This window comes from Devosia indica, from assembly GCF_003056405.1.
Lineage (GTDB): Bacteria > Pseudomonadota > Alphaproteobacteria > Rhizobiales > Devosiaceae > Devosia > Devosia indica.
In genome coordinates, this window is record NZ_PYVZ01000015.1 from 96612 (window position 1) to 114120 (window position 17509).

General features: G+C 58.9%; 13 protein-coding genes. 7 read left to right on the plus strand and 6 right to left on the minus strand.

The genetic code is table 11. The features are described from left to right. Positions 1 to 47: 47 nt before the first annotated feature. The 4 genes from DDE76_RS14660 (at position 48) to DDE76_RS14675 (ending at position 8474) form a co-directional block, all read left to right on the plus strand. Positions 48 to 635, plus strand: coding sequence for a hypothetical protein (locus tag DDE76_RS14660; RefSeq protein WP_104891981.1), 588 nt, complete (start codon positions 48 to 50; stop codon positions 633 to 635). Beyond that, positions 616 to 996 carry a hypothetical protein gene (locus DDE76_RS14665; RefSeq protein ID WP_104891980.1) on the plus strand — a complete coding sequence of 127 codons (381 nt, stop codon included), beginning with the start codon at positions 616 to 618 and terminating at the stop codon, positions 994 to 996. Before DDE76_RS14660 ends, DDE76_RS14665 begins: the two co-directional genes overlap by 20 nt. 205 nt (positions 997 to 1201) lie before the next feature. Next, positions 1202 to 4867 carry a caspase family protein gene (locus DDE76_RS14670; protein WP_157955827.1) on the plus strand — a complete coding sequence of 1222 codons (3666 nt, stop codon included), beginning with the start codon at positions 1202 to 1204 and terminating at the stop codon, positions 4865 to 4867. Positions 4868 to 4889: 22 nt separating this feature from the next. Then, positions 4890 to 8474 carry a caspase family protein gene (locus tag DDE76_RS14675; RefSeq protein ID WP_104891978.1) on the plus strand — a complete coding sequence of 1195 codons (3585 nt, stop codon included), beginning with the start codon at positions 4890 to 4892 and terminating at the stop codon, positions 8472 to 8474. Positions 8475 to 8918: 444 nt separating this feature from the next. Here the strand turns inward: DDE76_RS14675 and DDE76_RS14685 are convergent, their stop codons facing one another. Then, positions 8919 to 9749: a hypothetical protein gene (locus tag DDE76_RS14685; protein ID WP_157955828.1), complete on the minus strand. Its 831-nt coding sequence runs from the start codon at positions 9747 to 9749 to the stop codon at positions 8919 to 8921. Between the two features lie 143 nt (positions 9750 to 9892). Next, the gene (locus DDE76_RS19600; RefSeq protein WP_157955829.1) at positions 9893 to 10366 is read right to left on the minus strand and encodes a hypothetical protein; all 474 of its coding nucleotides are present in this window, start codon (positions 10364 to 10366) and stop codon (positions 9893 to 9895) included. Between the two features lie 666 nt (positions 10367 to 11032). On the opposite strand from DDE76_RS19600, the gene DDE76_RS14695 reads away from it, so the two are divergent. The 3 genes from DDE76_RS14695 to DDE76_RS14705 all read left to right on the plus strand — a co-directional run bounded on the left by DDE76_RS14695 (position 11033) and on the right by DDE76_RS14705 (position 14517). Then, a complete protein-coding gene (locus tag DDE76_RS14695) occupies positions 11033 to 12268 on the plus strand; it encodes a hypothetical protein (protein ID WP_157955830.1) in 1236 nt (411 codons plus the stop codon). A gap of 406 nt (positions 12269 to 12674) precedes the next feature. Further along, entirely contained in the window at positions 12675 to 13205 is a 531-nt protein-coding gene (locus tag DDE76_RS14700) for a hypothetical protein (protein ID WP_157955831.1), read from the plus strand. Between the two features lie 43 nt (positions 13206 to 13248). Beyond that, positions 13249 to 14517: a hypothetical protein gene (locus tag DDE76_RS14705; RefSeq protein WP_157955832.1), complete on the plus strand. Its 1269-nt coding sequence runs from the start codon at positions 13249 to 13251 to the stop codon at positions 14515 to 14517. Here DDE76_RS14705 and DDE76_RS14710 read toward each other — a convergent pair. The 4 genes from DDE76_RS14710 to DDE76_RS19605 form a co-directional block, all read right to left on the minus strand. Continuing rightward, a complete protein-coding gene (locus tag DDE76_RS14710) occupies positions 14494 to 15555 on the minus strand; it encodes a GNAT family N-acetyltransferase (protein WP_104891971.1) in 1062 nt (353 codons plus the stop codon). The genes DDE76_RS14705 and DDE76_RS14710 overlap by 24 nt on opposite strands. Beyond that, positions 15555 to 16496, minus strand: a complete 942-nt coding sequence (locus DDE76_RS14715) for a polysaccharide deacetylase family protein (protein ID WP_104891970.1) — start codon at positions 16494 to 16496, stop codon at positions 15555 to 15557. Before DDE76_RS14715 ends, DDE76_RS14710 begins: the two co-directional genes overlap by 1 nt. Positions 16497 to 16534: 38 nt before the next feature. Further along, on the minus strand, positions 16535 to 16768 hold the full coding sequence (locus DDE76_RS14720; RefSeq protein WP_157955833.1) for a hypothetical protein: 234 nt from the start codon (positions 16766 to 16768) through the stop codon (positions 16535 to 16537). A gap of 139 nt (positions 16769 to 16907) precedes the next feature. After that, positions 16908 to 17087, minus strand: a complete 180-nt coding sequence (locus tag DDE76_RS19605; RefSeq protein ID WP_157955834.1) for a hypothetical protein — start codon at positions 17085 to 17087, stop codon at positions 16908 to 16910. Between the last annotated feature and the right edge of the window lie 422 nt (positions 17088 to 17509).

Here is a 17509-nt window from a genome sequence, read left to right on the forward strand (position 1 = left end):
CTGCTTGTCTGGCGTGGTCGAGGGTGCTTGGATTGTCCGGACCGACCATGCAGGACTTTGCCACTGTGGATGCCGATACTGTACGCAATCTTGATTTTATGGAAGCCGTCCACCGGATGAAGGCAGAGTTTTATAGATCGGTTATTGCAACGGCCGAGACGACGGACCTCTCAACACTTCATGTGCTGCGACAGGAACCACTTTATCAACTTGCCGAATTCCTGTTCTCTCTCAAGGCCAATGAGATCGTCTCCGCGCAGGGGCTGGAAAGGTTGGCGCAATTGCACAACCAGCATCTCGCCGCTATCGGGCAGGATCCCGTCCGGATGCGCGAATTCGGCCTGACACCGGAGCGATTGCAGGCGGCCCTGTTCGCCGATGATCAACTGGCCAAACTGCACGCCAATTTTTTAACCAGTGCCGCAATCGATCAGTCCGACCTGGCCCGGCTCCTGGTAGCGGTCATGTCACCCGAAACCTGCCGCAAACTGCTCGTCGCGGCAGATGCTGCCGGCTTCGTAAAACGGCAACGTTCCCCCTATGGGGCAATGCTGATCCGCAGCACCGGGGTGCTGGAGACAATTCTGGAAAAGGTTCTTGGGGAGGCACGACGCAATGTTTGTCCAGCGTCCTGACCGCGTTTGGCTGACCGCGATCGTACTGGCACTCGCCTGGGTGCCTCCAGCCCTGGCCGATCTCAGGGGCATTCCTGCTGCACCCCCGCCGCTGACTCGAACCGACACGAGGTTGGTCGCCGAAAACCCCGCGCTTGCCGCCATCGCCACCGATCATCCATGGTTGCTGCGAACCGTGCTGCGGGGCCTGGCCCCAGATGGCGTAACGCCCCGGGAAACCGGCGTCCGCCCCGTACCATCTGCCACGGATTTGAGGACGATCAAGGACAATCCCGCGCTTGGTCAGCTCTGGCGTACCAACCCATCGGCGTCCCTGAACCTGTTGCAACTGATCCGTCTGGCCGGACAGACGTCCAGATAGCGCGTGATGTGGTGGAGGCCCTGAGATGGACGAGAGCTACGATGCGAGGACAGTCATGAAGCCGGTCTGCGAGCATAGAGGTATAGCTCGTCGCGGTTCGCGTGGGCCGCGCGTCAATCGCCTTGCCATCGGCATACTGGCAGCAATTCTCACATGTGTTGCCGCACCGGTCCTTGCCGATCCGGCGACCGTGAGAATGCAGAGCATGCTCTCCATTCTCGGATATGAACCGGGCGATGTTGACGGCGCCATGGGTCCCAAGACGCAGGCAGCAGCCACCGCCTTCCGCATCAAGCAGGGCCTTGGCCCCGATGTGGAAGGTGAGGCTCTGCTAGAGGCGCTGCGATCCGGGATCGGGGACGTCGTGGCTAAGGAACAACTCAGCCGGGAGGCGCCCGTCGCCCTTGCCCCGTCCAGCTTCACCGACCTCCAGTTCATACAGCCACTGCGTGCCGAGAACCTGCTTGCAACGGGCAAATGCGAGGGCGCGCACCTGTTCCGGCTGGATTCTCTTGAACCTCTGGGCGTTGTCACCTCCTCTTTTTGCCGTAAGGTGCTGGGCGTGGTCGAAGCCAGCAAAGCGGCAGTCGTCGCTCACAATGGTGGTAGCATCGCCTTGCAGGACCTGCGGACCGCCCAGACCCTGGAAATGCTGAGGTTTACATCAGGCGATTTCATCTCGGCCGGAGCCGTGCATGAGAGAACCGAGCAGGTGGCCTTCGTCACCGGCTACGGAAAAGCGCTGCACACGCTGTCGCTCTCTCCGCCCTATGCGGAAAGGACTATCGGCAAGGTTGCCGGGGAGGAGGAGGTGTACGACATCACCTTTTCCCCTGACGGCCAATATGCGCTGACGACCTCCGACACTCTCGCTCAGGTGTGGGACCTGGAGCGTGGCCGGTCCCTGCGGACCTATGACTATGCGCGGATCGGGGCTCTCTCGTCCTCTCATCTCGCTCTGCTCTTTGCTTCTGAAGACGATACCGCCTGGGTGGAGGTACGCAGCATTGCTGACGATGCGCTGATCGCCCGAAGTCCATACTTTCCGCTTGGGACACACTACTCCAATGGCCGGGGTGTCGATGGCAGCTACTTCCTTGATTTCGTCGATGATGGACAAAGCGTCGTTCTGTTCGGCGGCCAGGCCGAGGCGGGTAGCACCGAGCTGCTGAAGTGGGCCGTTGACAGCCAGGAGATTTCCTCCACGCCCCTGCAAGCGCCGTTTGACGGCTACGCCACGATCGATAGAGCACAAAACCGCCTGCTTGTGGCCGATGCCGGTGGCGTGCGGTCCATCGATCTGTCGGGCCAGGGGGACATCATCAGCCGCGACGTCAGCCGCGGGGTCCAGACCATGGCCATCGGGGCGCGACCCGATGGCGGTCAACTGGCCATCATGGGCGCCGTCCCGTCCCAGACATCGGCACCACTGGAGTTGGTACTTTTTCTGCTCGACGCCGACAATGGCGAGGTTCAGTCCATTCCCCTGGGCGTACCGGTCTATAGCAGCAGTTGCTTCAGCTGCGAAACGTCGCGCAAATTGCTTTACCTGCCGGGCAATGATCGCGTTCTGTTCTCCGACAGCGGCAAAATCACCGTGGTAACGCTCAGTTCGGCCCAGGTGCAAACCGTACTCGAAGACATCTCTTACGAGAGCCAGTTCGCGGGGCTGGCACTTTCCCCTGACGGCACTCAATTGGCCCTGGGCCGCGCTGATGGCATAACCTTGCACTCGACAGCAGACTGGTCCGTGGTCGGCACGATAGAGCACGACTTCGACAAAGTGTTTGGTATGCCCATGCACTATGTCGATGGCGGCAAGAACCTGTTGATCGGTTCCAACAAGCGCATAGATGTCTTCTCCGTCCATTCAGGGCAGCGTCTGCTGACGGCGCCCTTCGAATTACGCGCCCAGGGGCAGCATTATACGCTTCAGGCCAATTTCATCGCGCCGATGGGCCAGGGGCCGGAGCGCTACCTGATCGGCGGGAATGCCATCTGGGGCATAGGAAAGGTCTGGGTTTACGAAAACGGCAGGCTGCGTGACCTTTCCGACCGCCCAAGCGATCTGCTCCGGTCCGGCAATTCGGGCTACGTGGCGGCCCTTGCCGACGACACCTTCAGCTATGATGACGGCAATACGGTCGTCGGCATTGATACCGATACCAGCGGTCAGTTCCTGCTGACCCGCCATTCGGGCACGGTGGCGGGCACGGTGGCTTTGCCCGATGGCCGGTTCGTAAGCGTCGGCAATGCCGGCGATCTTGTCTTTCTCCGTCTCGACCTAGAGCAACGCGAGGCAGCAGAGCTCATACGCACCCAGCTCTTTGGCCCTCTGGACTGGGTGTCCTATACTTCAGAAGGTTTTTTTGTGTCGTCCGGCATTGGCGACAGGCAATTGCTGATCCGCAGCGGCCGCGAAAACGTTTCGCCGATCGAGACCGTCTATGATGCGCTTTACCGTCCCGATCTTGTGGCGGCCAAACTGCTTGGCGACCCGCAAGGACTGGTGCTGGCCGCAGCGGCGCAACTGGATATCGAAGCAGTCATCGATAGCGGCCTGGCGCCTAATGTCGCGATCTCAGGCCTGGACGACGGTACCGAGGTCGATGCAGACAGCATCACCGTGAATGCTTCCATTACCGACCGTGGCGGCGGCATCGGCAAAGTCGAATGGCGCGTGAATGGCATCACGCTGGGGATTGAGGAGCGGGGCTTTGACCGTCTCTCACCCCAGGCGGACCTTGTGATGGCGCAGGCTGTCGCGGTGAGCCAGACGCTCTCACTGGATCCGGGCGATAACCTCATCGAAGTGCTGGCATATAATGAAAGTGGCCTCGTCGCTTCCGAGCCGGCCTCGGTCATGGTCAAGTGGAACGGGGCCTCGTCCATGGCACCACCCAGACTGCACGTTCTGGCCGTCGGCGTGGATGATTACTACGATAGCCGTCTCAAGCTCAATTTCGCGGCGTCGGACGCAAGGGCCGTTGGTGAGGCTTTCCGCGCCGCCGGTGAGAAACTGTATCAGAGTGTCGAGGTCACCACTGTGCTCGACCAGGCCGTCACGGCCAGCAATCTGGGCCAGGTTTTTGCTGACCTTTCAGACAAGGTACGTCCGCGCGACGTCTTTGTCCTGTTCATGGCCGGGCACGGCAAGACCCTGGACGGGCGCTATTATTTCCTGCCACACGATTTTCGCTATACCGACGAAAGCTCGATCGCTGCAGGCGGCATCGACCAGGACCAGTTCCAGGAGTGGCTGGCGCTGATCCCGGCCCGCAAATCGATGCTGCTGTACGACACCTGCGAAAGCGGCAGCCTGACCAATGGAGCAGCCTCGCGTGGACTTGAGGAGGTGGCGGCCCTTGCGCGGCTGACGCGGGCCATGGGCCGAACAATCCTGTCTGCCTCGACCGACAACGCACCCGCCATCGAGGGCTACAATGGTCATGGTGTGTTCACCTATGCCCTTCTCAAGTCCCTGGAGGAAGGCGACAGCAACGGCGATGGCAGTATCGAGGTCACAGAACTTGCCGGTTCGATCGATCTCCTGGTGCCGCAAATCTCCTTTGACGCCTTCCGGCTGCGCCAGGTGCCGCAGATGTCGATCGTCGGATCCAGTTTCCCTGTGGTGCAGACCATGGCCGTATTGGGCGAGATATCGCCACCCGTAAACCACACGCCGAGCCATGTGGTGATCACCGATACCAAACTGCGCGGCGAACCTGCCGAGGTGGGAGCGGCGCTGGGCCAAGTCGCTCCGGGTACGCTGGTGCGGGTTGTGTCCCAGAGCGATGGGTGGAGCGAGATCGCCAGGGAGGGGGTGATCCTGGGATTTGTCCGGTCGGCAACACTGGCAGCCATGCTATAGGTGTGGACGGAGGAGAAGAGCCATGCGCAAAAGGGTTCTGAGATGGCTTGGCCGGGCGCTTGCGGTCGCCCTGCTTATTTCTACTCCTGTCCAGGCTTTCGATCAGACCACCTACGAACTTCAGGTGCTGCTGACAGAGCTGGGGTATGAGCCCGGACCGGTCGACGGGCTCAGCGGTCAGCGCACGCGCGACGCTCTTGAGAGGTTTGCGACCGAACACCAACTGATCGGTGATACGGATCCGGCAGAAATCCTGCAGCAGCTTCGCCAACTGGCATCCGGCGGCGTCAGCCAGACAACCGGCCTTGCCATCGAGATTATGCCTCAGATCGGTCTGAGCACCACGATTGCCGTGTCCCCGGACGGCAGGCTGATCGCCGCCTCAGATCACGGAGGCCAGATCGCTATCGCGGATCTGGCCACTGGTCGCGTCTTGCGAACCTTGGTGGGGCACGGGGAAGGCGTCGCTGATATTGCCTTCTCCTCCGATGGCTCCACCCTGGCCTCAGCTAGCCGAGATGACACGGCCCGTCTCTGGGACGTGGCGAGCGGAAGGTTGCTTCATATCCTTCCATTGCCGGATGACGGCCGGAGTGTGGCATTCAGCCCTCAAGGATCCGAGCTGGCGACAGCAGGGCTTTTTAGCGAGGTTCAGTTTTGGAGTGTCAGAACCGGTGAGCGCCTGAGAGTGCTCAAGCCCAAGCAAGGCCTTTCAAACCTGTTCTTTATGGATGGTGGCCGTCAATTGCTCGCTACGACCTTCTCCTCCATCGAGATCTGGGATCTCTCCCGTGAGAGAGTTCTACTGAAAATTGGACCGGATCTTGATATGGATTCCTATATCAGTCATGGCGACCTCTCGCCGGATGGCAGATTTTTTGCCGCCTCGGTCGGGAAAGAGGACGTCGTGGTTTGGGACCTGGCGAGCGGTCGTGAGAACACCCGCTTTTCCGCCGACGACTATACGCCACTTGTTTTCCTCCCGAACGGCCAGAGCATCCTTTCAAGAGTCGACGGAAAGCTACAAGTCCGATCCGCCCAGACAGGCCAGTTCATCCGGGAACTGCCCGGTTCAGGCGCGGGAATGGCACGCACGCCCCAAGGACAGCTCGTGCTTGCCGGTAAGACTATGCGGGTCGTCGATCCGGAGACCGGCAACACTATGTCGGAGATCGACAGCAAAACTGTCGGACAGGGGCTGGGAAGCTTTGCTGCCGATTCCAGCACTATCGAGATCGTTTCTCACGAGGGATTGCGGAGCCTGGATGTTCGCACGGGCCAAATGGGCCCCCTTTCGGCGTTCGACCGAAAGGGCTCCCATTTTACAACCGCAGCTGACACAACGGTCTTCTATAGTGAGGGGAAGGTTCTTTTTTGGGATAACCCAACCCATTCCTTAAGAGCAACTGCGGAGTTTGACGCTGCGGCGCTGGACGTTTCTCCCGATGGCCGAATTGTTGCCGTCACGTCCGCTGATTGGAAGTCGGTCTCCCTGATCGACGCGACTTCTGCCGCTCTATTGCATCGTATCGACCTGGCTGATCATGTCCACGGTGTCTCCTTTTCACCTGACGGCGAATTGGTCGCGTTGACAACTTTTCACGAAACGGTCCTCGCGAGGTCAGCGACCGGCCAGGTCCTGCACCGATCAGGCAAGGGCGGCGACGTGCCCACCTTTTCGCCGGAGGGCCGGCTGTTGGTCACCCGTCGACTGGCAGCCACTTCCTCCGAAGACGGCGATTTGCTGATTTGGGAGACGGCTACCGGGCAGCTTATGCGCACCATAGAGGCGGGAAACGACGAGATCACCGCCTTCGCATTCTCCCCGGATGGCCAGGAGTTGGCGAGCCTGGGCAATAGCGGCCTGATCAGAATTCGCCACGCCACCACGGGACAGTTGCTGCGGACCCTACCGAACCGGTTCGGAGGCGGTCGGGGTCAGCTCGCCTATTCGGCCGACGGCCGCACCTTGGCGGCCGCCCTTACTTGGAGCGGACAGGTGCAGCTATGGGACCCCAAACAGGGCGAACTTCTGGCGCAGTCCTTTGCATTCAAGGACGGTGAATGGGTCACGTTGACGCCCGAAGGCTTCTTCACCGGCTCCGAAAGCGGCGCGCGCCATCTTGCGGTGGTGCGCGGACTTCAATCCTATTCGATCGACCAGCTCTTCGAAGCGCTCTATCGTCCCGATCTTGTCGCTGCCAAACTGGCGGGCGACCCCGACCTACTTTTTTCTGACGCCGCCGGCCAGATCGACCTCGAGGTCGTCCTCGACACTGGTGCCGCCCCTGGTATCGACATCGCAAACCTCGAGGACGGGGTTATCGTGGACACAGACAGGATCGAGGTATCGGCCCTGGTCACGGATCGGGGGGGCGGCATTGGCAGGGTCGAATGGCGTGTCAACGGTGTTACGCTGGGCCTGGACTCCCGCGGCTTTGACCGGCTCTCGTCCCACGCCGGGCAGATAGGACCGGTGCCTATCGAGATCACCCAGCTTCTCACGCTTGATCCGGGAACCAATCTAATTGAGGCCGTCGCCTACAACCGGGAAGGCCTGATCTCGTCGGCACCTTCTCGCGTTACCGTCACCTGGGATGGACAATCCGCTTCAGAGCCGCCGACCCTGCATGTCCTGGCGGTAGGCGTCGACGAATATCATGACAGCCGACTGCGTCTGAACTTTGCCGCCAGCGACGCGACTGCCGTCGGCGAAGCATTCAGACGTGCCGGAGAGGGACTCTATCAGAAGGTAGAAGTAACGACCCTGCTCGACGCGGCAGTAACCTCGTCCGGCTTGGCTGAGGCATTCGAAGCCCTTTCCGCCCGGGTTCGAACGCGCGATGTGTTTGTCCTGTTTATGGCCGGACACGGCAAAACACAGGACGGTCAATATTACTTTCTGCCACAGGACTTCCGCTATGTGGACGAAACGTCGGTGGCCGAGCACGGCATTGGCCAGCACCAGTTTCAGGCGTGGCTGTCAATCATTCCGGCCCGCAAAAGTCTCTTGCTCTACGACACCTGCGAAAGCGGATCGCTGACCAATGGCATGGCCAGCCGGGGCCTCGAAGAGGTCGCGGCGCTGGCCCGCCTGACACGCGCCATGGGACGAACCGTCATGTCTGCATCCACGGACAGCGCGCCTGCCCTCGAAGGCTATCGGGGGCACGGAGTATTCACCTATGCGCTACTCCAGGCGCTCAACGAAGGCGACAGCAATTCGGACGGCACGATTGCAGTGACGGAATTGGCCGGGTCGGTCGACATCGCGGTACCCGAACTTAGCTATGCCGCATTCAACTTCCGCCAGATTCCACAGATGAGCATCGTCGGCTCGGATTTCCCCGTGGCCCAGCGGGCCGATATTCTGGGCGCGCTGGCGGCGCCAGATCTCGAGAGGCCACCGCCGTCGCAGCATACCCATGTCATAATCGCGCCGGCGGAACTTTTTGCCGGACCCGAAGCCGGAAGCGAGCCCAACAGCGTCCTGCCCGTTGGGACTCTGGTGAGCGCCATGCAATCATCGGGCAGCTTTTTCGCGGTGTTCAAGGACGGAAAGGCCCTGGGTTATGTCGATGGGTCGACCCTGGCACTGGTCAATTGACGGGTCTGGCTCGCAGAGCGTTGCTCTCTATCCCTTCGACCTTTTCCGCTGTGCGGATTGGGAGCTGATGCACATGTGGGACCGGAACATGAGGCGCCCCCTCCCGCTAGGGGAGGAGGCGCTGGATGAGGTGGGGAAGGAGGAGGAGGGCCCGCCGCATTTTGGCCCGGATAAACAGCTTTACGGGTATCTCCCCAATGGCCTTTTCCAGGGGGCGGGTTGGGAGCCGATTCTTCGCCCGGAGCAAGGCTGCGTGGAGGAAGTCCCCAAGTTCGGTTTCGTTTGGCGCCACGGCACTCTCTATGAGTGCCGATCGGGTCCTGGGGTGGAGATACCCAAAGACATCCCGCATCAATTGCCGTTTCTTTGCGATGTCACCTTTGCTGGTCCTGAGGCGGGTGATCAACGCCTGACCCATCGCGTCGTGGCTTAGGGAGCGCGGCGCTACGCGCCGTGCCGAAAACCCAGAAGCGCCATCTGCGGGTCAATATCGGCCAGCACATCCGCGCAGGCGCGCCGCAGGAGTTCAGCCATCACCGGCGCGATACCGGCGCGCTTGGCAATATCCATGGTGGCCAGAGGATCCCGCAAGTCAGCGAGCTGATAAAGCGGCAGACCCGAGCCCTTATGGGCGAGAAGGACCTGGAGCGGCACGCGGGGCTGGACGATGCAGCCGTCCTCGGCCATTGCCACAAGGCTGCGAAGAGGGTGGTCCTCGGACACCCGCGTGGGATCGCCATCACGATAGAAGATCACCGGAACGACCCGGTGCGGCGCCGGCATGATGCTCTTCCAGACCTTGAAAGTGACAAGCGCTTCGCTGGCGATATCCTGTCGCGCTGAGACCGGCACAAGGACCAAGCAATGGGACCCCATGGCCACGATGCGATCGGGGATGTTGAGCATGTCGACCACATAGCCCAGGCGGTTCAGGCTTGCGGCCGAGGTGTCGTAAACAATGGTTTCGTCCTCGTGCTCGGCGAGCCGGCGGAGCGCGGCATCGAGATCTTCATGCACCTCGATGTCGGCGGTCGGGTTGTGGACGACTTCCTCGGTGGCTGCCAGTTTGATACGGCGGACCGAGCCATAGGCCTGCAAGATGTCCTGGCGGTCATTCTCGAAGATGTGCAGGGTCCGGCCCGCGCGTATCGCCGCATCGATGACCAGCGTCGACGTCCACGTTTTGGACGTGCCACCGGAAATCTGGGAGACAATGATCAGGCCGGGCGGGGCATCGACCCGGGCGGGAGGGGAGAAGTGGAGCGCGTCTACCAAAGCTTTGGTCCTTTCTGATACGGGACCGGAATGATCCCTGCGCAAAGGATCAGGGGCGGACGCATTTGCGGCCACTGGGCCAATCACGGATTTGGCCTTGGCCGTCATTTGGTCGAGGTTCAGACCCACCGCAACTCTGGGACTCAGGCCGTGTCGTCGGCGACAAGGCGTTTGCGCGCGGCGCGCGCCTGGATCGCTCGAGAAACGTCCGACAGACCTTCTGTAGAGCTTGTGCTCGAAGGCATCACAGAACCTCCGGTCGGGTTCGACACTGGTGTCGGATTGGCTTTGGCTGGACGCACATCTTGATGACGGGCAACGGGGCCGGGCAGAGCACCCCGTCCGGCCGGCTTCAGGGCCGGAACGGCGTCCCCAAGCGTCTTGCGGTCCCTGTGATGGTAGACACGGAGCTTTTCGGTCACATCGATCGGGTCGCAAGATGCTTGACCGCGCGCGTCGATCAAGACCGAAGCGATATATTTAAACCCCACTCCATCCTCGCGAAGCGTGCGAATTTCCACATAGAGAGCCCTCACGTGATGCGCCAGCGGCCGGATACCGGCTGCGCTGGCACGTTCGGCCGCCGCGCGTTCGCGGAAATACTCATCGGTGATCAACGCTGAGCCCCCATCACAAAGAAGCCCGAGACTCTCAAAAGATGGGTCAGGTGCTCAATCGGGCCAATGCCGGATTTCAAATCGCCCCTGAAAACACAGTGCTGCCAGCCACAGTGTCACCACCGTCCGGGTGCCTTGTTCGAGGTCGAACCGCAGCGTAAATGGCGCCTTAAGCCCAAGTCGGTTCCATCTCGCTCAATGCCACGCACAAGGGCCGGTAAGAGCTCCGATTTATCCCAAGCTGTTATCTTAGGTACCGGGGCCAGAAACCCCTGCGCCCGGGTGAGCTACAGCGCAGGGGCGGACCTTGGAGGTCAATGCGCTGACTACGGATAGCGCAGGCCGACCCTAAAGCAGAACGTCTGTCAGAGCGATGATGGCACCGCGTAAAAAATGCCCCGCACAAGTGGTGGGGCAAAGATGGATCAAAAAAGGTCTTTTTGGTTGCCCCGGCAACAAGGTCGCCAGGGCATGCGAGCGAACTGGGGGCTTTGTTCTTCACGCACCTGAGGAAACGCGCCGCCTGGTTTGCGGTTCCATGTCTTCATGATGCGGCTCCTCCGGGCCACTTCAGCTCGGGTTCCGCTCTAGCCAGAATGTGAAGTCCGCTCAATTCAGCCTTAACCGGCTGCCCTTAGCACCGAGACTGTGGCTTTGGAGATAGACATGAACCCCTGGTCCGCCCAGCTCGTGGCAAGTATCAAGAACCCCGATCCGGGTATTACGACGGACGTCATCCTCAATGTGCCGGACGACCTCCTACAGACTCAGCGCATGCCGGCCCTTCGACGCTACGTGCCCGAATTGCAGGCACAAGACATCGAAGAAGGGATCATGACGTGTCTTGCCACGGGTTCATCCCTTCTGGTCAAGACCGTCGCGCTCAAATTCGTTGACGTAGCAGATCTGGCCACCGTTCACCTGCCTACATCGGCCGCGCTGCAGCGTTTCACTGACGGTTGGCCCATCATCAGCATCTACTATGAGCCGGGTTTGGCAAAAGCCTCACGCGCTGGTCGCCCCGACAGATCAAACACAAGACAGCAACTGGTCGAGGCAATCGCCATGACCGTAACAAGGCTCGATCTGGCCTGGAGCACGCAGGAAGGTCGGGCCGAGCAGGAAGCGATAGTGGCTGCCAATCGGGACATGGAAGGTCTCCTTGGGTCCGTCGCTTCTCTTTTCAACATCAATGCCAGCCACTACAGGACCTCTAACGCCCCGGTCGCCGATTATTGCCGCACGCATGGGCCCGAACTGCTCGCCGCGCACTATGGCCTCAGCACACCAGAATTGCGCGAACTCTATTTCAATGAAGTCGCAAGCCGGGGACCGGCCTGGGTCCTCGAGGACGAGCAGGAAATGCTCGCGGGCCTGATCCAGCTGGCCGGTGCTTTGGAAACGCAACGCTCCGGCGAGACGTCAAGATCCGACAGCCTGTCCCGACATGCGCGTCGAAATGCATTGATGAGCGAGGCGGAAGGCGCTCCACCACGGATGCACAAGTCAGTAAGGGAGAATCTGGTGCTCGAGAAGTGGCGTCAGGTCGTTAACCCGACTTTCTTGCTCAAGGCAAGTCTGCGCTTTGGCCTTGAGGTTGCAGAAATATTCCCATCCCGGCGGTTTCTCCTGCCCTTGCTACGGGCCGCTGCGGCAACTGGGAAACTGGCGCTGCGCAAGCAGGATGTCGGCATAGACAATCTGCTCGTTGCCGGCGGTATTGTCGCTCTTTTCGAGAATGCACCGGTTCGCGACCGTCTGGACGAAGAACTGGGGCGTATGTCCTGCTGTGTGAGGGAGCTGCTTCAGTCCGAACTTGGTGGACCCGCGCAGGCCCTGGACGGGTCCAGCATCATACGGGCCCGATCGGGAAGGCCGAGCTTGTTCGAGCCTCCGATTTAGCTGTAGAGGCACGCTAAACAATGGTGTTCCCAGCTTTGGCTCTACTGCAGCCGTCAACTCAGCGAGATTGACGGCTGCAAGGGGACGTGGAAGAACTTTCTACAGCGGCGGCCAGACGGTGCAGGCCGGTGGATATGGGGGCCGTCTCCAGGGGAGTTCATGCGGCGCCCAACCTCGCGACCACCACCCGCCAGATGCGGATGTATGGGTGGATTGAAGGATGAGCAGTTCGCACAGGGCTAAGAACTGCGTTGAATTGCCCCTGTACAATTCGGTGGATGCACGGTGCCTGGAACTGCTATTCCAACGCTTAGACCGCACACGATGAAAGTAGAGCGCGATGAGAGTTTTCTGGTTATTCCTAGCTATGCTACCCCTCGCACTACAGGCAAACGCTGAAGAGGGAGTGGCCGGCGCAAACTATCATCGCCTCGGACAATACTATGCCAACACAAATGGCCCGACCGTTCAATATCTTCGCTTACCGGGGACTGATGGCCAATATAGGAAATGGCTCTCGTGGGGATATGACATTTGGGGGCACGGCACCGAGTCGCTCTCGGAACCATTGGTTGGATGGATTGCGAGCGAGAATCTGCACGAGCCGCCTTATAATATCCCGAGGGATGCCACGGCGGTGCGCCTACACATCAAGGCTAAGGTCTCAGGCGTTACATGGGCGGAAAACAAACTTGAAGGGCAGTTGCAGGCGTCGATGCGGCCTTACGGAGGCAACCATCAGCCCAACGAAATGATACATGCAACGGCACAGAAGCCGGCGGGCGCTAAGGGCGAAACCCCTTACGACCTGAACCATGTCGAGGTGGACATTCCTATTGGCAAGGACGGGCGAATAGAGGTTTTTCGGTCAGTATCTATTATTGGCAACTATATGCAAATTGATCTGATCACGTACGTTGCAGGTTATTGGCGCTAGCGCTGCCAAATGAGTTAGCTCCCCCATCAGTCGGTAATACCTTTTGAAAAAACGCAAAATTCTCTTCGTTACATACGGCGGCGGGCACGTCGATATTGTGCTACAATTACTGCCACATTTGGCAACCCGATCAGACATTGAAGCAAAGGTATTGGCGCTGACTACCGCCGCACCGAAACTTGCAGCTTCGGGCTACAGCCATTTAAGTTGCGCGTCGTTTCTCTCCCACCATTCATACCATGAGGCCGTGGATATCGGCGCAACGCTATCCAGACCAATCTGGGAGCCGAGTGTGGGCGTTTCATGGGAGGAATCGTGTGCCTATATGGGCATCTCGATGTGCGACCTTATTGCGGATGAGGGCCGAGAAGCAGCCTATTCGCGCTACGAGAGGGAGGGGCGATCCGCCTTCTGCCCGGTACATTTCATGCGACACGTACTCAAACAGGAAGAGGTGGACGTGGTTGTCACTACGGTTCACGTTCGCATGGAACGGGCGGCGATCTTGGCTGCTCGTGATCTTGGCGTCACGTCTGCCCGCATAGACGATCTCCTGGGATATTCCATGCTTGGGCCCTATGGAGGAAGCGTTCTGCCACGGTTGTTGCCAGAGCAAGAATGGCCGGATCACGTGGTGGTTCTCAACGACGAGGTAAGAGCGCGGATTGTCACCGAGGGGTTCCCGGGCGAAAGGGTTCACCCGCTCGGCCAACCCGTATTTGCAGATTGGCAGAATGCCTTCAACGCCAGAACCGTTTCCCCGGCTCTTCAGCATTGGTACACAGCTAAGCGTCCAATCGTGGTCTATGCGGCGACTTCTATCCCTGGGATTTTCAACGCGCAGTTTGACAAGCTATTGCGCATAGCAGAAGCCCACCCTGACTGGGGAGTTTGTATTAAACTCCACCCGTCCATGAGCGAGCAGGCGGCGGTCGGAGGACGTGTACACATCCCCGAGAACGTCAGGATAGTTTCCAATGAGGATATTGTCGGGGTTGTCAAGGGGGCCGACGTCGTCATTATCGACAACTCAACAGTGGGGTTTTTGTGCGCCTTCAATGATGTTCCGCTGATCGTTCTGGATCAAGTTAGGTCGCCTTATGGTAATCCACTCGTCACCAACGGCGCGGCGGTGGGTGTGAACGATCTTGACGAGCTAGAGCCAGCGCTGATCAAGTTAATTGACAGCTGGCCTGCATCTGATCGTCAGGACGGTCAAAGTATCTTTGAGAATCCGCCGAACGCCTCGGAGCGGATCGCAAACTGGCTAAGTCGGATAGCGGCAAACTCAGAGGGGCATCGGCCGATCTAAGTCAGCGTCTTGCTTGGAAATATACAACCGTCCGAGATCCGCCATCTCGGTCATCCTATCTCGCGCCCAGTAGATAAGCGATGTGGTGGGAGGGCTTCGCATCTCAACGGGGTGGAAGAGATGCGGCAGCTGCACGTCCACGTCATCGACGGTTGAGTGCCATCCGGACGCAATGAAAAATCGATTCAAGCTGGCCGCTGTGGAGTAATAGTCGCAGAAATCAACATCGAGCGATCTGCCCCGTTCTTCGATAAAGGCGACTGCGGCGGGCATTGCACTTTCGTCGCCTACACAGTCCAATACATGAAGGACCTTTATGGTACCGAGCCCGTCTTCGGTACGTGTAACGACGAGTGCCTCTCCCCCGCCAGAACGTACAGAGAAAACATCGTACTTGAACCTGGGATGGTTGCGGTATCGCCACTCAAGATATCTTGGGCCTCTGTCGAACATGTTCAATGACTTGGTGAGCCGGACGAATAGTTCGGGACTGACCTCGCCACTGACCTGGTAAGGAGGCGCATCTGGACCCGAAATGCGCTGCAACTTTCTCCCGACCGGTGTGATTTCTCCTACGCGAGCGGAGTTGTCTAGGTTTAGAATTTTGACGTATCGAGGTATCGCCCTCAAATACCGAAATCCTGATCGCAGATAAATTGGCAACGCCTGGGCGGATATACCCATCCCGATGAGGGCGTCGTATCGCTCCATGACTGCCGAGAGAATCTTCGCTCCCGCACCCGAGTTTCGATAGTTTTCTGCAACAACCCATGTAGTGAGTTCGGCCCCATTTAGGGCGCTCTCAGAGAGATAGAATGGTCTGGGCGTGAGGCCCATGACGCCGGCGATACGGTTCTCACCTTGATCAAAGGCAATGATGCTGTGATTTGCCCCCGTATCGGGCGCCAAGGCAAATTGCCAGTGGGCGAAGGCGTGGTCCGCCAGGGATATTCGTCGCGGCCAATGATGCTCGAAAAAAAGCTCTACGCGGCTTTCGGTGACTCCAACCTCTGAAGGAGTGCCAACTTTGATCGCCATCAGCGCATGCCCATTTCAATCGCAATATTGCTGTGGTCCTGCCTTGGCAGGCATAAGGGATCATCGACCAGTTTCATGCTCGACACGAAGCCCATCTTTACGTCCATGTTTCTCAACACGACGAGCGTTTCCTCATTGTATGAGCCGCACGGGTGACTCATGGTGTCAGGTGTGACCCCAAGTGCCTTTTGCAGATGCGTAAGGTTCTTCTCATACTCGGCGCGTTGTTCGTCTGTGGGCAGGTCGGCTATTGATGTCGGGTGTGTGTAGGAATGCAAGCCGATTTCGTGGCCGGACTCGTAGAGCTGCTTTAGATGGTGCTGCTTCATCCATAGAGCTTCTCCCGCCTTACTTCGCGAGTACGATGGATCGCCCTCTATCATTTGATCCATCGCTTCGAAGTACCCGGAAGGCCCCAATATTCTGTCTCTCAGGTACCGGAACAACCGGTCGGTGTCAGAGTAAAAGCCAAACTCTTTCAGATAGCTGAGGTTGGCAAACTCTGATCTAGCAGCATGATACTGATCCCGATGGACGGAACATGAGAGGCTTCTAAAAAACGCTTCGTAGAACGCGTCAACGTCCTGAAACCGGGTGGTCCTGTAATGGCGATATATTTCTAGCCGATCCGCGCGGCCTTCAAAGACGCCGGAATACACAAACCAAAACGCTTGCAAGCCAAGGTCATCAAGTACCGGCTTCGCGATCTCATATTGGCAGAGCAACGCATCATCAAACGTGATGCATAGGTCTCCTGGTGCCAGACGCCCGGACCGAGCCTTCTGTTTCCAAGTCTCCGGGGACAGAATTCTCTGCAGGCCGGCATACCTCAACATGTCGGAAAACTGATCGGCCGTAATCGCACCTTGTCCGGCGGGGTGCTTGGCGTCCGTAAAATGGTGAAACATCAGTCCGTGAGGCACGTTCGCGCGTCCGTACATCGGATATCTACCCCTAGTTCCGCCTAACGCTCTGGTGGCTAATGCTTCTCAACTTCGCCCAGGAAAACCTGCAGGTGCAACATCAACATGGTCGCTCCTTGTCGGTTTAGCAGAAAGCCGAGCTTTCCGTCGTCAGTTTCGAGAGTCAGCAAACCAACGTCGCTCGAAACCTCAGCAATTTCCGATTCATAGATTCGTGGAGGGGTGGTCGGGGATAGTCTCTTGCGCCGGTTCAATACGATGCCTTTCTCTGGCTTGGTCATGACCTTCAATTAACCCTGCTCCAGCGGCCGCCATAGATCGGCGTGATAGCTAAAGAGCGCCAGCACCCATACCGAAACAGTTTGGGTTCTCCATTCTGGCCTCATACTACCACGTTGACCTAGTCGTCTATATCGCCGGATATTGGCGCTAATCACGCGCTGCTCGACACTCTTCAGTCGCCGTTGGCGCAAACATCTCATTGAAGCCGCCCGCTCGGTTCTTGCATTCTGGCGGCATGGGTTCAATCGTGGCAATGATCGCTGCGGACGCTGTGACAATAACCGCAGCAAGACCGAGTACGGAAGCAGTGTATTTCATCGCGAACATCTAATTCTCCAGTGCGGCGGCGAAGCCAGTCGTAAACCGAGCGCAGCGCCAGATCAAAGGAAGTTGCTTGATGCTTAGCGGATACAACGTCCACATAACCGACACCTCGACTGGTGAGACGCGCGCGTACCATCGAGATGAACCGTGGGACGAGGCGAGTAAGTTTCTATGGTCTGACGGGCAGAACGGCTGCGATTGCAATCGCGGCTCATTCTTCGCGTGGGCTGACGGTGAGTCCGCGCCCGACCCTAGAGTCGCATGTGATGGAAACAGGTTTCACGTCCGCGTCACCGACGTAAGCCTCCGTTGGTGGCCGTCTTGGCTTGAGCGGTCAGTCTGATAGCTGACTGTCGCTATGGATATCCTTACAGACAGAAGCCGTGTTGAGCGGCTTGAGATTGTGGACACGGGGCGGCGGCGCC

Bases quoted from the DNA above. Each gene is read 5' to 3' on its own strand.
- DDE76_RS14665 (WP_104891980.1), top strand. From the start codon at position 616: ATGTTTGTCCAGCGTCCTGACCGCGTTTGGCTGACCGCGATCGTACTG.
- DDE76_RS14660 (WP_104891981.1), top strand. From the start codon at position 48: ATGCAGGACTTTGCCACTGTGGATGCCGATACTGTACGCAATCTTGAT.
- DDE76_RS14715 (WP_104891970.1), bottom strand. From the start codon at position 16,496: ATGTACGGACGCGCGAACGTGCCTCACGGACTGATGTTTCACCATTTT.
- DDE76_RS19605 (WP_157955834.1), bottom strand. From the start codon at position 17,087: ATGTTCGCGATGAAATACACTGCTTCCGTACTCGGTCTTGCTGCGGTT.
- DDE76_RS14670 (WP_157955827.1), top strand. From the start codon at position 1,202: ATGCTCTCCATTCTCGGATATGAACCGGGCGATGTTGACGGCGCCATG.
- DDE76_RS14710 (WP_104891971.1), bottom strand. From the start codon at position 15,555: ATGGCGATCAAAGTTGGCACTCCTTCAGAGGTTGGAGTCACCGAAAGC.
- DDE76_RS14695 (WP_157955830.1), top strand. From the start codon at position 11,033: ATGAACCCCTGGTCCGCCCAGCTCGTGGCAAGTATCAAGAACCCCGAT.
- DDE76_RS14675 (WP_104891978.1), top strand. From the start codon at position 4,890: ATGCGCAAAAGGGTTCTGAGATGGCTTGGCCGGGCGCTTGCGGTCGCC.